18 protein-coding genes are annotated in these 17,255 nt (G+C 41.3%); 14 read left to right on the top strand and 4 right to left on the bottom strand.

Features of this window, described 5'->3' with window-relative positions; all coding sequences use genetic code 11:
• Positions 1–137: 137 nt before the first annotated feature.
• Entirely contained in the window at positions 138–950 is an 813-nt protein-coding gene (locus tag J500_RS05330; protein WP_005002954.1) for an IclR family transcriptional regulator, read from the bottom strand.
• 273 nt (positions 951–1,223) lie between these two features.
• On the opposite strand from J500_RS05330, the gene J500_RS05325 reads away from it, so the two are divergent.
• The 14 genes from J500_RS05325 (at position 1,224) to J500_RS05260 (ending at position 14,874) form a co-directional block, all read left to right on the top strand.
• Positions 1,224–1,529 (top strand): non-heme iron oxygenase ferredoxin subunit, encoded by a 306-nt coding sequence (locus tag J500_RS05325; protein ID WP_004990784.1) that lies wholly within the window; start codon positions 1,224–1,226, stop codon positions 1,527–1,529.
• Positions 1,530–1,548: 19 nt separating this feature from the next.
• Positions 1,549–1,848, top strand: a complete 300-nt coding sequence (locus tag J500_RS05320) for a recombinase-like helix-turn-helix domain-containing protein (RefSeq protein WP_034698594.1) — start codon at positions 1,549–1,551, stop codon at positions 1,846–1,848.
• Between the two features lie 17 nt (positions 1,849–1,865).
• A complete protein-coding gene (locus J500_RS05315) occupies positions 1,866–2,918 on the top strand; it encodes an aromatic ring-hydroxylating oxygenase subunit alpha (protein ID WP_034698593.1) in 1,053 nt (350 codons plus the stop codon).
• Positions 2,919–2,929: 11 nt separating this feature from the next.
• The gene (locus tag J500_RS05310) at positions 2,930–3,694 is read left to right on the top strand and encodes an SDR family oxidoreductase (protein ID WP_034698592.1); all 765 of its coding nucleotides are present in this window, start codon (positions 2,930–2,932) and stop codon (positions 3,692–3,694) included.
• 11 nt (positions 3,695–3,705) lie between these two features.
• On the top strand, positions 3,706–4,662 hold the full coding sequence (locus J500_RS05305; RefSeq protein ID WP_034698589.1) for a VOC family protein: 957 nt from the start codon (positions 3,706–3,708) through the stop codon (positions 4,660–4,662).
• Between the two features lie 4 nt (positions 4,663–4,666).
• Positions 4,667–5,878 carry an NAD(P)/FAD-dependent oxidoreductase gene (locus J500_RS05300; RefSeq protein ID WP_034698586.1) on the top strand — a complete coding sequence of 404 codons (1,212 nt, stop codon included), beginning with the start codon at positions 4,667–4,669 and terminating at the stop codon, positions 5,876–5,878.
• Positions 5,879–6,004: 126 nt separating this feature from the next.
• Positions 6,005–7,174, top strand: a complete 1,170-nt coding sequence (locus J500_RS05295; RefSeq protein ID WP_052024127.1) for an MFS transporter — start codon at positions 6,005–6,007, stop codon at positions 7,172–7,174.
• Positions 7,175–7,205: 31 nt separating this feature from the next.
• A complete protein-coding gene (locus tag J500_RS05290; RefSeq protein WP_004990771.1) occupies positions 7,206–7,730 on the top strand; it encodes a cupin domain-containing protein in 525 nt (174 codons plus the stop codon).
• A gap of 62 nt (positions 7,731–7,792) precedes the next feature.
• Positions 7,793–8,617: an alpha/beta fold hydrolase gene (locus J500_RS05285; RefSeq protein WP_004996208.1), complete on the top strand. Its 825-nt coding sequence runs from the start codon at positions 7,793–7,795 to the stop codon at positions 8,615–8,617.
• A gap of 15 nt (positions 8,618–8,632) precedes the next feature.
• Positions 8,633–9,427, top strand: a complete 795-nt coding sequence (locus J500_RS05280) for an SDR family oxidoreductase (protein WP_004996210.1) — start codon at positions 8,633–8,635, stop codon at positions 9,425–9,427.
• A 10-nt stretch (positions 9,428–9,437) separates the two neighbouring features.
• Positions 9,438–10,229 carry an aspartate dehydrogenase gene (locus J500_RS05275; protein ID WP_034698661.1) on the top strand — a complete coding sequence of 264 codons (792 nt, stop codon included), beginning with the start codon at positions 9,438–9,440 and terminating at the stop codon, positions 10,227–10,229.
• Positions 10,230–10,243: 14 nt separating this feature from the next.
• Positions 10,244–11,710 carry an aldehyde dehydrogenase gene (locus tag J500_RS05270; RefSeq protein WP_034698584.1) on the top strand — a complete coding sequence of 489 codons (1,467 nt, stop codon included), beginning with the start codon at positions 10,244–10,246 and terminating at the stop codon, positions 11,708–11,710.
• A gap of 75 nt (positions 11,711–11,785) precedes the next feature.
• Complete coding sequence (locus J500_RS05265) at positions 11,786–13,426, top strand: thiamine pyrophosphate-binding protein (protein ID WP_034698582.1); 1,641 nt, start codon at positions 11,786–11,788, stop codon at positions 13,424–13,426.
• A gap of 251 nt (positions 13,427–13,677) precedes the next feature.
• Positions 13,678–14,874: a hypothetical protein gene (locus J500_RS05260; protein WP_034698657.1), complete on the top strand. Its 1,197-nt coding sequence runs from the start codon at positions 13,678–13,680 to the stop codon at positions 14,872–14,874.
• Positions 14,875–14,961: 87 nt separating this feature from the next.
• On the opposite strand, the gene J500_RS05255 is transcribed toward J500_RS05260, so the two are convergent.
• From J500_RS05255 to J500_RS05245, 3 genes are read right to left on the bottom strand one after another with little or no spacing between them, the layout of a single operon-like run.
• Positions 14,962–15,459 (bottom strand): GNAT family N-acetyltransferase, encoded by a 498-nt coding sequence (locus J500_RS05255; protein WP_034698580.1) that lies wholly within the window; start codon positions 15,457–15,459, stop codon positions 14,962–14,964.
• Positions 15,450–16,214: an ABC transporter ATP-binding protein gene (locus tag J500_RS05250; protein WP_034698577.1), complete on the bottom strand. Its 765-nt coding sequence runs from the start codon at positions 16,212–16,214 to the stop codon at positions 15,450–15,452. Before J500_RS05250 ends, J500_RS05255 begins: the two co-directional genes overlap by 10 nt.
• Positions 16,211–17,248 carry a FecCD family ABC transporter permease gene (locus J500_RS05245; protein WP_052024128.1) on the bottom strand — a complete coding sequence of 346 codons (1,038 nt, stop codon included), beginning with the start codon at positions 17,246–17,248 and terminating at the stop codon, positions 16,211–16,213. Before J500_RS05245 ends, J500_RS05250 begins: the two co-directional genes overlap by 4 nt.
• Between the last annotated feature and the right edge of the window lie 7 nt (positions 17,249–17,255).

The raw sequence follows: 17,255 nt of genomic DNA, 5'->3' as shown, positions 1-17,255 counted from the left end.
AAATTTATAATGATGCTGATTTGGATGAAAGTCAACTTTATAAAAACTCTTACAATGGAAGGGCTTAGGCAGTGTTTTAAAATATTTTTAAGCAATAACAGAATATTTTTATAAATGGCAATCCTTTGCCTATTATTTTAATAAATAAATTTAGAGATTTTATTTGCAGTATCAATAACTTGATTTGCAATGATGTGTTTAAAGGTCTGTTCATCATAGGTGGTGATCGGACAACTGACCGATAGTACAGCGACCATATCTTTGGAAGATTGACGATAAATAGGTGCTGCACAGGCTGCCATATCGTTATTGTAATGTCCCCAACTCACCATGGATGATTGTGTTTTGACATAGTTTAAACGTAGTAGCAATTCTTTTAGATTTTTGGGAGTAAGATCGGAGAAAGTATCCCATTCGTTAAATTTACGGTAACGCTGACGAATTTCAGTCTCAGGTAAATTGGATAAGAGGAGCTGACCAATCACAGTCGCATGCGCGGGCCAGCGCGTACCCAAATTAATCGTACTGGTAAAAGGTCCACTCGATTGAATGTTATTTACAAATACAATATGAGTCCCTTCCAAGATTGAAAGATGAACTGCGATTTTGGTTTGATCACGTAGTTCTTTCATTAGTGGCGTTGATAAATCCAGTAAAGAAAGTTTAGATAAACTGTTAAAACCAAGCTCCATGACTTTTGAATCTAAAGCATAAGTTTTCTGTGAAGCTTTACGTAAATATCCGCAGGATTCTAGGGTATAAATCAGACGAAATGCACTAGAACGGTTCACATCCAGAATTTCAGCAATTTCAGAAATGGTCATTTCCTGAGCTTCCTGATTAAACGCCTGTAAGATTGCTAAACCTCTGACAAGGCCTGGAACCAAATAACGGTCATCGTTTTTTGTGATTTCAGCTTCTTGTACATCTTCTTCAATGACTAAGCTCATTCGATAAAAATTCCTAAAAAAGAAAAGGGTAATATTTGGTGCACACTGCTTTATTTTAGAACTATTGTAATGATATCGGATGTATAAAACAATGTTTATATATAAAACTAAATTTTTCTAATAAAACGTAATAAAATATTAATAATTTATTAAATATTTGAAATATATTGATTTTAATTTATTGACACAAAAAGCAAATGAGGATTATTTTTTGTAAATGTTTTGAAAATCAAATAAAGTTTTATATATAAAACAGTATCGAGGGCTCAAACGTTGAGTTGGATTTCAGTTTGTGGCATTGATGATGTCTCGGAAGACGAACCAAAGGCAGTAGAAGTCAATGACAAAAAAATAGGTGTATTTGTCATCGATGAAAATTATTTTGCGATCGAAAATGTCTGTCCACATGCTTTTGCATTATTGACAGAAGGATTTATCGAGGATCAGACCGTTGAATGTCCATTGCATGAAGCTATTTTTGATATCCAGACGGGTTCGCTCATGAGTGGTCCAGGATGTCGTGACCTATGTACTTATCCAGTACGTGTGGAAGGTCAAGACATACAGATTCAACTGTAATGGATAGAAGGAATTCACCATGAAACAATTTAATGAAAAACTGGAAAACTGGATCAATGCGACACCTTCTAGGGATGCTGGCATTAATAATATTCAGATTCCTGGGCAAGTTGAACATTTGGTCTGGCAGACTCGCTACAAAGTGCCGACCATCTACGAACAGGACTTTGTTCAGCATTTAATACGAGCTTTTGGAGCAGGTATTACTGAATTGAATGATTTGGTCAACGCATTAAACCAACAGGGTTTTCGTCGTGAGTCAGGTGAAGTCTGGACCATGCAGAGCTTTACAGAAGAAATGCAGCGTTTGGGTTACTAAGTTCAGGGAAGACAATAATGAATGCAATTTATCAACAAGCTCCAAGTACTGAAGAATATCTCGATTTAGGTTTACGTGATCAATGGTATCCAGTTCTCGCCAGTTGGGAAGTCAATGCCAATCCAGTCGGAATCACACGTTTAGGCGAAAATATTGTGGTTTGGCGTGATCAGGATGGTCAACTGCATGCGCTTGAAGACCGCTGTCCACATCGTGGCGCACGTTTATCATTAGGCTGGAACTTGGGCAATCGCGTGGCATGCTGGTATCACGGTGTTGAAGTTGGTGGTGATGGTGTGGTGGTCGATGTACCTGCTGTACATGACTGTCCAATGAAAGGCAGTGAGTGTGTAAAAAGCTACCCAATCATTGAAAAGCATGATGCCATTTTTATTTGGTTTGGTATTGATGCAAATGAACCGCCTGCTGAACTTGAATTTCCTGAGCAGTTAGCCAGTACAGAATGGAGTTCATTTTTATGTCAGGCCGACTGGAAAGTGAATCATCAATACGCCATCGATAATGTGATGGATCCGATGCATGGCACCTATTTACACTGTACTTCGCACTCCATGGCAGAGGGTGAGCGCACTGCGGAAATGAAACACCGTAGTACTGAAAATGGATTTATTTTTGAAAAAGAAGGTCAAACGGGTGTCAATTTTGACTGGGTAGAATATGGCAATACTGGGGCAAGTTGGTTACGTCTTTCTATTCCGTATCGTAAAGAATTTGGTCCAGGTGGTGTGTTTTGGATTGTCGGTTTTGCGACACCAATTGACGTTAACAATACCCGCGTATTCTTCTGGTGTTGCCGTAAAGTCAGTGGTTGGCAACGCAATGTTTGGCGCTTCTTATACCGCAATCATTTAGAAAAATTGCACTGGGATGTGTTGGAGCAGGATCGAATTATTCTGGAAAATTTGGCACCAAATGCACGTTCTAAAGAGTTTCTTTATCAACATGATGTTGGTCTATCTCGTCTGCGTCGTTTAATGAAAAAAGAAGCAGAGAAGCAATTGAAAAAAATTGCAGTGCTAGATACTTCATCTTTGACTGAAACACCATAAGGATTGTGGCTATGACCATTCACATATTACTGCAAGGTAAAAAAATCATGGTAACAGGAGCAGCGCGTGGCTTAGGTCTGGGCTTTGCTCAGGCGATTGCCAAAGCGGGTGCAACCGTTGTCATGGCGGACATTCTGACCGAACTGGTTGAGCAAGAGGCAAAGCAGTTACAACAACAGGGCTTGGGTGTTCACGCTGTTGGGCTGGATTTGTCTCAACCTGAATCGATTCGGTCAGCTGTTCAATTTGCAGCAGATAAACTGAATGGTCTGGATGGTCTGGTGAATTGCGCAGCACTCGCAACTGGTGTGGGCGGCAAGGATTTAATGCAATACGATCCTGATCTGTGGGATCGAGTGATGACAGTCAATGTCAAAGGCACGTGGTTGATGGTTCAGGCCTGTGTTCCGTATTTGAAACAGTCAGGTGCGGCCAAAATTATCAATGTCGCTTCTGATACTGCGCTTTGGGGAGCACCTAAACTCATGGCTTATGTGGCCAGTAAAGGGGCGATTATTTCAATGACGCGTTCTATGGCGCGTGAACTGGGTGAGTTTAACATTTGTGTCAATACTATTTCTCCAGGATTGACCTTAGTTGAAGCAACAGAGTATGTCCCACAAGAACGTCATGACCTTTATGTTACAGGTCGAGCGATTCAGCGTCAGCAACATCCACAAGATTTAAATGGCACAGCTTTGTATCTACTTTCTGATTTGGCATCTTTTGTCACAGGGCAGAATATCCCAGTCAACGGTGGTTTTGTCTTTAATTAGGAGCAAATAACATGATTACAGGAATCGAAGTTTTAAAGTTTGGGGTTGAAGACAAAGCTGAAGCAATCAAGTTTTTATCTGATTTTGGTTTGTCAAAACAAACAACAGATATTGAAGATACTGAACTGTTTCAAACCCAAAATGGCAGCAAGATTTATTTATTTGATATCGCAGATTCACGGTTACCTGCTGCGATTGAAAGTGGTTCAACCCTTCGTGAAGTGACGTGGGGTGTAGACAATGATCAGGATTTAATCCAATTTGCTGAAAATTTAAAAGATGTAGAAGGCTTTGTACAAAGTGCAACACAGGTGCAGTGTCGAGATCCAAATGGCATGACCATTGTTTTTCAACATTCGATTACCAAAGATGTACCTGAACAAAAAACAGAAGGTATTAATCAGTACGGCAATATCCAACGTGTCAATGCAGCTAGTCCTGTTTATGAAAAAGGTGAACCAATAGCAATTGGTCATGTTGTGTTCTTTACGCCAGATTTAGCTGCAACAGAAAATTTTTATAAAGAAAAATTAGGCTTTCATTTATCAGATGCCTATTTAAATCGTGGTGCTTTCCTGCGTTGCCGCGCAGAGGGTTTCCATCATGATTTATTCTTGCTTTCTATCCCGAATAAACCAGCAGGTCTGAATCATGTCGCTTTTGTGGTGCGTGATATTCACGAAGTGATTGGCGGTGGTTTGAATATGAATCGTTCCGACTGGTCAACTTTTATTGGGCCAGGTCGTCATCCTATTTCCTCTGCTTATTTCTGGTATGTCAACTCACCTCTAGGTGGTGCATTTGAATATTACACCAATGATGACTATTTGACTGAAGAGTGGCAGCCGCGTGTTGAAGAGCATCGTTTGGAACTGTTTACCGAATGGGCGATTGAGGGTGGTCTAGATCATGATACTCGTCGTCAGGTTAAACCCATTCAAGGTCAAGGTTTAGGTAGAAGGAGATAGGCTCATGGAAAAAATCGTCGTGGTTGGAGCAGGTCAGGCAGCAGGTTGGGCGGTCAGTACTTTGCGTCAGGAAGGGTATCGTGGTGAAATTCATGTGGTGTCCAATGAACATCAGATTTTCTATGAACGTCCACCGCTTTCTAAACAAGTGCTTTCCAAAGAAGCCAGTTATGACAGCTTAAATCTGTTTTCTCCTGAACAAATCGATGCTTTTTCAGTGCAATGGCACAAGCCTGATCTAGCCACACAAATTGATCGCAATCACAAACAGGTCATTTTGGAAAGCGGCAAGATTTTACCTTATGACAAATTATTAATTGCAACAGGTAGTCGGGCACGTGTACCTGTGAATACGTGGAAAGAAATTTCAAATGTCGTAACTTTGCGTGACGTTCAAGATTGCGAACGTTTGGCAGATTTACTTGAACATGCAAATTCTATTGCAATTATTGGTGGCGGTTGGATCGGGCTTGAAATTGCTGCAACAGCACGTAAGCAAGGCAAGGCAGTACATGTTTTTGAATATGCTGATCGCTTATGTGGTCGTAGTGTGAGTCCTGAAGTTTCAGCTTTCTTAAAAGAGATCCATGAACAACAAGGGACGCAAATTCATCTGGACAGTAAAAATTTGCACCTGATTGAAAGTTCAGATCAAACCATTCAAGTACTGAATCATCCGCAGACTGCACAGGTTTTTGATTGTGTAGTGGTGGGTGCAGGTGCCGAGATTGCCAAAGAATTGGGTGTAGATGCAGGTCTTGATGTGAAAGATGGCATCGTGGTCAATTGTTATGGTCAAACTTCTGATGCTGACATCTATGCAGCAGGTGATGTTGCCATTCACCCTGTTTTAGGTTACTGCATCCAATCTTGGGCAAATGCACAAAATCAAGCGATTGCTGCGGCAAAATCCATGTTGGGTGTCGCTACTGAATATGTCGATATTCCGTGGTTATGGTCTGATCAGTATCACTTTAATATCCAGATTTTAGGGACTTATCAACCCCAGTTAAACCCGAAATTGGTCATCCGTCAAAGCAGTCCTACACAAGTTAGCTATTTATATTTGGATGAACAAAGCCGTCTGATCAATATGATCGCGGTCAACGATTCCAAGCTCGTCAAACTGGCCAAACGCTGGATTCAAAGCGGTACAGTGTTGAACCCAGAACAATTAACCGATCCTGAATTTAATGTCATGAAGCTAAAACCCTAATAACGCTTTCAGACCTCTAGCCAGAACAATCATTTTAGATCTTTAGCCAGATCGAAGGAACGCTTGCATGTTAAATGATGTAGATGAAAAAAAGGATTCAAACACTGGATACCCGCATTTGTCCTAATGGCCTGTGTCGTACTGGCATTTTTTGACAAGATTAGTATTGCAGTTTTGTTCTCAGATCCACATTTTCAGGATGCGATGGGAATTGCACAGGATAAAGCCAAGTTGGGCTGGTTAATGACCAGTTTTCTACTGGCATATGGTTTTTCATCTATATTCCTGAGTTTTCTAGGGGATATTTTCAATCCCAAGAAAATGTTGTTCTGGAGCGTGGCCTCATGGGGCGTTCTGATGTTGATCATGGGCTTTACTACCCATTATGGCAGTATGCTGTTCCTACGTGTTTTATTGGGCATAGCTGAAGGGCCATTATTTGCATTGGCGTATGCGATTGTGAAACAAACCTACACAGATCGTCAGCAAGCACGTGCCTCTACCATGTTTTTATTGGGTACACCGATTGGTGCCTTTTTAGGATTTCCGATCACTGCGGCTGTCTTGGCTAAACACGACTGGCATACCACTTTCTTTGTGATGGCTGCAATGACTTTATTGGTCTTGGTCTTTGTGGTGGTTGGACTGCGTAACTTAGAACTACGCAAAACTATTGAGATCGAAGATTCAAGCAAACGTATCAATTTTAAGGGTCATCTTCGTAATACTAAATTGTTATTACAAAACAGCGCGTTCTGGCTGGTCTGTATTTTCAATATCGCTTTAATGACTTATCTCTGGGGCCTAAACAGTTGGGTGCCATCTTATCTGATTCAGGACAAAGGCTTTAACTTAAAAGAGTTCGGTTTTTATTCAAGCTTACCGTTTATTGCCATGCTCGTGGGTGAGGTGGTTGGGGCTGTATTCTCCGACAAGCTTGGTAAACGCGCAGTACAGGTGTTTGGTGGCTTACTGGTCGCAGGTATCTCATTGTACGTCATGGTGTTAATGACCAATCCGCTTCTTATTATTTTGGCCATGTCGATCAGCTCAATGGCATGGGGTTTCGGTGTGGCTGCGGTATTTGCTTTGTTGGCGCGTGTCACTACAGCAGATGTCGGGGCGACAGCAGGCGGTATTTTTAATGGTTTAGCAAACTTTGCCAGTGCGATTGCGCCAGTATTGATTGGCATGATTGTGATGCAAACGGGCAGCTTTAATTTGGGAATCACGTTCTTGGCAGTGGTGGCTATCGTGGGTTCCTTTTTCCTTACACCATTACTCAAACGTTACTAATTACAGTTTTCATTTTAATCAGGAGTAAGACATGAGCACTCAACAATTTGAATCATGGACGCAACCCGAAGGTGCGAGCTTAGAAGAATGGTTAAACACCCGTATTGCACGTTTTGAAACTCGCAAATATGACTTTAACGCACTGAAATTTCAGGCAGATTATGATCCGAAATATCGCCGTGCCCAAATGCGCTACATGGGCACAGGTGCAACAGGTGTTTCCAATGATAACAACACTGTTCCTGCTGAAAACTTTACGTTTTCTACGATGGTTTTACCGCCACAGTGTGAAGGGCCTTTGCATATTCACCATGATGTTGAAGAAGTGTTCTTTATGTTGCGTGGTGAAATTGATTTGTTCATTGAGCATAACGGTGAAAAGTTCAGTACTCGTTTAAAAGAACGTGATCTGATTTCAATTCCACCTGGAATCTATCGTGGATTATTTAATCCTGGTCAAGAAGATGCCTTGATGTGTGTGATGTTAGGAACAGGTAAACCAACCATTCCAAACTATCCACCTGAGCATCCACTTTCTCAAATTAAACGTAACTAAATGGATTGAATCTGAGTTGCAAAAAGAGGTTTGAACTCTGATTGTGGCCTTAAAGGAAAATGATGATGACACTTGTTGAAACTCTACAACAATTTCCAGTGAAATCTGTCGAGATCGATGGACACAAACAAAGTTATCGTGAAGCAGGCACTGGAGAGCATTATCTGGTGCTACTGCATGGCATTAGTTCTGGCGCGGGTTCGTGGGTCAACCAACTGCAAGATTTAAATCATCATTTTCATATCATTGCATGGGACGCACCAGGTTATGGTTCGTCCGATGCCTTAACCACTTTGCAGCCTAATGCTGAAGATTATGCACAGCGTTTGGCAGATTTATTTGAATGTTTACACATTAAAAAAGCAATTGTTGTTGGGCATTCACTGGGTGCATTACAAGCATGTGCCTTTGCGCGACGTTATCCAGATTATGTTGAAACATTGGTTATTGCTAATGTTGCACAGGGTTATCAGCGTTATCCCGTTGAACAACAAGCCGAAGTTTATAACAAAAGACCAAAAATGCTGGCAGAACTTGGAAATCAGGGTTTAGCGCAAAGTCGTGGACCACATTTAACTTATTTGAAGAAACCTCAAACGCTTGAACTGATTGGACAGGTCATGCAAAACCTGAATTTGGGAGGTTTTACTCAAGCTTCTTATTTGTTGGCTCACGATGAAATTCGTAATTATTTAACAGATTTGGCGGTGCCATGCGTGATGGTTTCAGGACTGAACGACAGTATTACACCGCCGCAAGCCATTGCAGCTTTGGCAAAGGAAATCCAGTGCCAAAACTATATTGAAATTGGTGAAGCAGGACATTTGAGCTATGTCGATCAACCTACAATTTTTAACGACATTATTGTGTCTGCACAGCAGCATTGAAACGAGAGAGAATATATGAGCTTCCAAGTAGAAGGAAAAGTAGCGGTTGTCACAGGTGGCTCTTCTGGCATCGGATTAGCTGCGGTTGAGATTTTAGTCGCAGAAGGCGCGAAAGTAGCGTGGTGCGGGAGAGATGAACAGCGTCTTGTAGAATCAAAGCTTTATATTTTAGAAAAATATCCACATGCCCATGTTTTTACACAGGTTTGCAATGTACTGGATAAAGAAGATGTCAAAAACTTTGCTCAAACCGTGAAACAGCATTTGGGCAATGTCGATATGTTGATTAACAACGCAGGTCAAGGACGAGTTTCTACTTTTGAAAATACGCAAGATGAAGATTGGATGAAAGAAATTGAACTGAAATATTTTAGTGTCTTACATCCCATTCGTGCCTTTTTAGATGATTTAAAAAGCTCGAATATTGGTTCAGTGACCAATGTGAACTCATTACTGGCTTTGCAACCTGAACCGCACATGATCGCGACTTCATCAGCACGTGCAGCTTTGCTGAATCTGACTCATTCACTGGCACATGAATTTATTCAATACAACGTTCGTGTTAATTCAATTTTATTAGGCATGGTCGAATCGGCACAGTGGAAACGCCGCTATGAAACACGTTCAGATCCAAATCAATCATGGCAAGACTGGACTGCGAATATCGCAAAAAAACGTGGAATTCCAATGGCGCGTTTAGGTAAACCCGAAGAACCAGCTCGTGCATTGGTGTTTTTAGCCTCACCGCTTGCTTCTTATACCACAGGCTCGACCATTGATGTGTCTGGTGGTTTTAACAAACATTTATAAGGTGAATGCAATGAAACAATTGATGATGATTGGTTTTGGCGCAATGGCCTCGGAAGTATATGCACATTTGCCACATGATCTTGAATTGAAATGGATTGTTGTGCCTGAACGTAGTGTTGAAAACGTCAAGCAAAAAGTCGATACCAACATTCAGGTTATTTCCGATGTCAATCAATGCAATGGCACACCAGATTATGTGATTGAAGTTGCGGGTCAGGCTGCAGTAAAAGAACATGCCAAAAAAGTACTGGAAAATGGTTGGACCATTGGTTTGATCTCTGTGGGTACTTTGGCAGATAGCGAATTTTTTACCGAACTTCAGCAAACGGCGGAACAAAATGGCGCGCACTTACACCTATTGGCAGGGGCAATTGCAGGCATAGATGGTATTGCCGCTGCAAAAGAAGGTGGACTTGAAAAAGTCACTTATAAAGGTTGTAAAAGTCCCAACAGTTGGCGTGGTAGTTATGCCGAGCAATTGATTGATTTGGATCAAGTACAAAAAGCCACCGTGTTTTACCGCGGGACAGCACGCGAAGCCGCGTTGAATTTTCCTGCCAATGCCAATGTAGCCGCCACTATCGCGCTGGCGGGTGTAGGCATGGATCACACCATCGTAGAGCTGACCGTGGATCCTGAAACGACCCAGAACAAACATACCATTGTTGCCGAAGGTCGTTTTGGGCAAATGACGATTGAAATGGTCGGTGTTCCGCTTGCATCTAACCCTAAAACATCAACATTGGCGGCACTTAGCGTGATTCGTGCTTGTCGCAATAGTGTTGAAGCCATTCAGATTTAACAAGGATTATTATCATGGTTAAGGAACTTTATATTGCGGGTGAATGGCGTTTGGGTCGCGGTCATGTGATTCAAAGTACATTTCCAGCAGACAATTCAGTAAATGCCGAAATTTCTACAGCAAGTCCTGAAGATATTGAAGAAGCGATTGTTAAAGCAGATCAGGCTTGGCGCGCACCTGAATGGCGTAATCGTATGCCACATGAACGCGCCAAAATTTTATATAAAGTCGCGGATATTATTGAAGCACGAGTGGATGCGTTATCTCAATTACAAACCCGTGATAATGGTAAGCCTTTGGCAGAAACTCGTGGTTTAGTCTTAAGCGCGGCTGCGACAGCCCGTTATGTGGCGGCTGCCTGTGAAACACTCAATGATGAATTGACCACTCAACGTGCGCCAGATTTTATGACCTTCAGTGTGCATGAACCTGTCGGTGTCGTGGCTGCGATTACTCCATGGAATTCACCCATTGCCAGTGAAGTACAAAAACTGGCTCCTGCTTTGGCAGGTGGAAATGCGGTGATTTTAAAACCTGCTGAAGCCACTTCACTGATTGCACTGGAATTAGCAAAGATTTTTGAAGAAGCGGGTTTACCTAAAAGCCTATTGAGCGTCTTAGTGGGGAAAGGTTCGGTCGTCGGTGATGCCATTGTGAAGCATCCATTAGTTCGGAAGATCTCTTTTACAGGTGGAACCACAACAGGACGCCATTTGGCACACATTGCAGCAGATAAACTGATTACCACATCTTTAGAGTTAGGTGGTAAGTCGCCAACGATTGTACTCCCAGATGCGGATATAGAGCTTGCTGCAAAAGGGATTGCATACGGCATTTTTAGTTCTGCGGGACAAGCGTGTATTGCAGGTTCTCGTTTGTTTATTCATAGCAGTATTTACGATCAGTTCCTCACACGTCTGGTGGAAGTTACCAAAGGCTTACGGGTTGGGCATCCTGAACAAAAAGATGTTCATATGGGGTCTCTGATCAATCAGGCGCATTTACAGTCTGTCGATCGTTATGTACAACTCGCCAAGCAAGAAGGTGGGGAAGTTTTGACAGGTGGCGAAGCATTGACAACAGGTGAATTTGCCAAAGGTAGTTTTTATTTGCCGACCATTATTACTGGATTGAAAAATCAGGCAAAAGTATGCCAAGAAGAAATTTTTGGCCCTGTATTAGTGGTCATGAAATATGACAATGAGCAAGATTTAATTCAGCAAGCCAATGACAGTTGTTTTGGTTTAGCGGCGGGTATTTGGACTGAAAGCTATCGTAAGGCGTGGCGGATTTCTCGTGCGCTTGAAGTGGGTACAGTATGGATTAATACCTACAAGAAATTTTCAATTTCAGCGCCATTCGGTGGTTTTAAAGACAGTGGTATTGGTCGTGAAAAAGGACGTTTGGGAATTTTGTCTTATATGCAGCAAAAAAGCATTTATATGGGATTAAGCGACCAGCCAAATGCATGGTGTGACTGATCATTAAAGCCCAAGATGTTTTAAACGATTTAACCATTTCAATGGATATTAAACAGAATTTAGAGGAAGATTTTCATGACTGAACGTGTCAATGTGGGTGAAGCAATTGCTCGCTTATTAGAAGAACATGATGTAAATAGCATTTATGGCGTGATCTCCATTCATAACTTGCCGATTGCTGATGCTGTGGGTCGCCGTGAAAAAATCCGCTTTGTGGCGGCGCGAGGTGAAGCGGGTGCAGTCACTATGGCTGATGCACATGCACGATTTAAAGGTTTGGGCGTTGCTTTAACCAGTACGGGTGCAGGGGCAGGCAATGCTGTGGGTTCACTCATCGAAGCCATGAATGCGGCCAGTCCTGTGTTGCATTTAACAGGTCAAGTGGAGCGTGAATATTTGGATCGTGATGCCAGTTTTATTCATGAAACCAAAGATCAACTCACTTTCTTACGTGCTTCGAGCAAAGCTGCATTTCGCATTACCAGTCCAGATAACGCGATTGGCGTGATTCGTGAAGCGATTCGTGTCGCTACAACTGTTCCAATGGGACCTGTCAGTGTTGAATTACCAATCGATGTGCAAGCAGCAGAAATTGATTTACCGTTGGATTTAAGTCCAGTGAAAGCGATGCAACTGCCTGCGGTAGATGAGACTCAGGTTCAGTTATTGGTTGATCAAATCAAGCAAGCTAAACGTCCAGTATTTTGGATTGGTGGCGGTGCATTAAATAGTGTGGATGAAATCAAGGCGATTGCAGATTTGGGTATTCCTGTGGTGTCCTCCACACATGGTCGCGGTATTTTACCCGATGCACACCCACGTAGCTTAGGCGCATTTCATAACTCGGCTAAAGTCGAAGAACTATTAAAAAATGCTGACTTATTGGTCGTGGTGGGTTCTCGTTTACGCAGTAACGAAACCAAAACTTATTCGGTTCAGTTCCCCGAAAATATCGTTCAGATTGATGCCAATCCTGTCGCACAACAACGTAATTACAAAATTCGTCATTTCATTTGTTCGGATGCTAAAGATATTTTGTCGCGTAGTTTGATTCAACTTAATGGTGTTTCGAAAGTTGATGCTGACTATGATCAAGCTATTGTTGATGCTAAAAATGCTGCGGTCGATGCACTACGTAAACAGCTTGATCAATACGCATTGATTTGTGATCACTTACGTGCGGCTTTACCCGAAGATGGTATTTTTGTCCGCGATATTACCATGTCGGGAAGTACATGGGGCAGCCGCTTATTTCCTGTACAAGCACCAAATCGAAATATTCACTCATTGGCAGGGGCAATCGGTTTAGGTTTGGCTCATGCGATTGGTTCAAGTATTGCTAATCCAGACAAAAAAGTAGTGGGTCTGGTCGGTGATGGTGGTTTGATGCTAGGTATCGGTGAAATCGCAACGATGGCGCAGGAAAACACCGATATGGTACTCATGATCATGAACGACGGTGGTTATGGTGTAATGCGCGGTATTCAAAATAACTACTTTGGTGGTCGCCAGTATTTTAATGAGTTACATACCCCAGATTATCAAAAACTGGGGGAGTCGATGGGCGTTAAAAGCTGGAAAGTGGGTAGTGCAGATGAGTTTAAAGCTGCGATCCAAGAAGCCATCGATTTTAACGGCCCTGCGGTCATCGAACTCGATATGCATTCTATTGGTCCGTTAAACTTTGCGGGGCCACCACAGAAAAAACTCTATTAAGTTTAAGGGATATTGAATTTCAAAACCTTATAGCAGCATTATTGTGATCTGGCGTTACTTAGGTGCTAAGGCATCTAAGTAAACAACTAAAAATGGTGATGAATAATATGCCATGAGCTAAGGATTGCTCTCGCTTCAAATAGGATCACCAAATTTTTTTAGGTAAAAATCAAAATAAACAAAGTTTTATATATAAAACATGAGTTGTTATTTTTCACTATCAGCTCGTGGCTAAATATTGGGAAGCGATGATGAAAAAAAGTGTAGTTTCAACAATAAGTGTTTCAATTTTCTGTTTAGGTGTTTCGACTGGCTCTTGGGCAGAGACATCACCACTGGAGTGGAAAAATCAAGATGGTACAGCTTCATTTAAAGTGGGTGGGGTGATTCGCGTTCAGGATCGCTATGAAAGCTGGCCACAAAGTTCCAATCGAGGAATGGGCAAGTTGGATTTTGATGTCCTACGACTTGATCTTAAGGGAACGTATGATGATTTTTATTTAAATTCAAGTTTTTTATTGCAGGATCAAGAGTTTACCTCTATAGAAAAAGCCTATGTAGGATATAAACTCAATCCTCACAATAGTTTGGAGGCAGGTTTCGTCTACAAACCATTTACCATTTATCCTTATCCGCAAAATGGCTGGACCTATCATTTGCCGTTCTTTTTAGGCTATGGCAACAACATTGCCCCTGGCTTGAACTGGAATTATGATGACAAAAATTGGGATATTAAACTGGGTTATTATCCAAACATGCTTGAAACCAATATGCGTTATTCTCCAGAAAGCGGCTCTTATGATGATCTGAAAAATACTTTTCCAAATCAGAAAGGCTATCAAAATGAAAAACAAAATCAGGTCAATGCCCGTGTGGTTAAAAAGTTTGATACGACACTAGGCAAGCAAGAAGTTGGGTTATCAGGGGCTATTTCACAACTGCATAATAAAATCACAGATGATGATGGAAAATATTATGCTTTAGGTCTTCATGCCAATAGCAATCTTAATCGCTGGAACATTCAGGGTTCCATCATTCACTATCAATACGATGCCAAAAATCCAGAAGGTGTTGACGATCGTATGACTTTAATGGGGACCAATGGTTTAACACCTTCTTATTTGATTGCTTCTGAAGGGACTGTTTCGAGTCTCAATGTCTCTTATACCTTGCCAATCAAGGATATGTGGAAACTTAAAGCGATTAAATTCTATAATGACTTTAGTTATCTGGATAAAACACATACAGATTGGTCAGCGTCACAGATGAATACCACAGGCATGATGTTTATTGCATCTCCGTTTATGGTCTGGGCAGATTATACTTGGGGAAAAAATGCCAACATTATTGGAGGTTCGACCAATAGTACGGGCTATACCACAGCAACTTCCTTGAATAGTGATAAATGGCTGTATCGGGTCAATTTAAACTTTGGCTTTAGTTTTTAATTCTTTTATTTCGTTTGTCGCCATAAAATCCAAGAGCGGTTTTATGGCTTTTTAAATTCTGGATGATCTCAAATTAATCATACAACATTAAGTTGATTTACTGGTTTTTAACATATGAATCGTATTGTAATGCGCCAACCATTCACGATGAATGACCTGAAATCCCTGTTTTTGCCAGAAATATTCAGCCGCAGGTAAAAAGGGATGAGTATGCAGATAAAAATATCGAATATTTTGTCGTTGAGCATATTCAAATAAAGCATGGCAAAGTTGCGATGCTAAACCTTGTCGGCGATATTCGGGCTGTACAAATAGTTTAACCACCTCGACAACTTCCAACGGTAAGTCCAAATTAAAACGATGGTTATAAGCTCGATAAGCCACCATGCCAATAATTGTGTGCTTATCTTTGACCACGAAGCAAGCGCCTTGCGGGTGTTCAAGATAAGTTTGGCTGAAATGAGTCAGATCATGAGGCAGTTCAGATTGATAGACTTCTGGAAAAAGAAGTTGGCGTGTATAAATCGCAAATTGAATTGCTTGATGTAAGTCATTTTGCTGTAAAAGTTCGATGCCTAAAGCCATGAATAGTCTGGCACTACAATGGTTTTGTCCTGAATCATGGCCTCATGAAATTCAACATCATAAACACTTTTTAAAAAGACAGGATCCGTCAGGCGTTGCCGAGATTCAGGTCGAATAATTTCATGTTGACGCATAAAAAACAGTTCATCTGCAAATAAAAATGCCAGATTAGGATCATGCATGATGGCAATCACGGTATAGTTTTGTCGAGAAAGTTGACGTAATTTTTTCATCAAATAAGACTGATAATAGACATCCAGATGATTCGTTGGCTCATCCAGTAAAATCACTTTGGGTGCTTGTACTAATATGCGAGCGATCATCACCAATTGTCGTTCACCGCCAGAAAGTTCGGTGTATGGTCGATGTTTTAAATGGCCGATATCTAGCTCTTCCAATGCCTGATCGACCAGATATTCATCCTGTTTGGTGGGGTGAAAATGACTAAACGCAGCACGGCCTGTCAAAACCACATCTTTGACTTTAAAGGGAAAAACGGTTTTGTGAAATTGTGGTAAAAAGCCTAAAAGTTCGGCACGACGTTTGCCTTTATACTGATCTAAACATTTGCTTTTATATAAAATACTGCCACATTGTAAAGGTTCCAGACCTGCCATGAGTCTAAACAAGGTCGATTTACCACAACCATTTCGTCCCAAGATCACTGAAAACCGATGTTCAGCAAATGTGAGATCGATATTTTTAAGCACCTGTTTTTGCCCATAAGCAAAGTTAAGCTGATGAATATGGATCATGACCAGTTCATCCGCTGGCTTTTCATGAGTAGCAAAAAGAAAGGTGCGCCAAGCAGCATGGTAAAAATTCCAATTGGGATTTCAAAGCTCAATAAAACACGTGAGAAATTATCAATCAATAATAAAAAACAGCCGCCCAATATCATATTACAGGGAATGGTTGCACGATGATCAGGCCCAACTAGTATTCTCACAATGTGGGGCATAAATAAACCATATAAACTAATAATCCCTGCGGCAGCCACAGAAGCAGAGGTACATAAGGTGACTAATCCAATCAGCAAGATTTGTTCCCATTTTGGATTGATGCCGACCGCTTGGGCTTCTTCTGTACCAAGAGCGAGCAAGTTGAGTCGCCAACGCATTAAAAATAAGCCCAGAAGTCCGATACAAATAGGCAATACTGCATATTGTACTTTATTCCAATTGGCCTGATGCAAATTACCCATCGTCCATTGCACAATGGCCTGTAATTTAAACGGATCACTAATATATTGAATGATGGTTAATCCTGCCAAAAACAGCCCTGAAACAATCATGCCTGCCAAAATAATCATGACCAAAGAGGTTTGTTGTTCCTGTTTTTGATAGGCAAATAAATAAGTCAGAAGTACCGCAGCAATACCAAAAATAAACGCCAATAAATTAGGTGAATTTAAGTTAAAAGACAAAGCCAGTGCCGCACCAAATGCTGCTCCAGAAGAAATACCAAGTACATAAGAATCCACCAGTGGATTCCGAAATAAAGCTTGTAAACCATTTCCTGCGGTCGCCAGTGCCGCACCAACCATAAAGGTAAGTAAAATTCTGGGCAGGCGTACATTCCAAAGAATATTCTGCATCAGAGCATATTGTTCAGGAGCAAGATAGCTTCCACCAAACAGACTTTGCCAGAACCAAAGCAGATAATCCTGATAACCTAAAATATGACTAGGCCCAATTAATAAGGAACAAAACAGACAAAGCACAGGTAAAACAATAAAGCCAGTATATCGAATGACAGGATTTAATTGGATGATGGATTCAAGACGCATCATCTTC

It is taken from the genome of Acinetobacter sp. 479375 (assembly GCF_000581715.1).
Taxonomy (GTDB): Bacteria; Pseudomonadota; Gammaproteobacteria; order Pseudomonadales; family Moraxellaceae; genus Acinetobacter; species Acinetobacter ursingii.
Note: the sequence above shows the minus strand (reverse complement) of the source record. Positions and strands in the feature narration are given on the sequence as shown.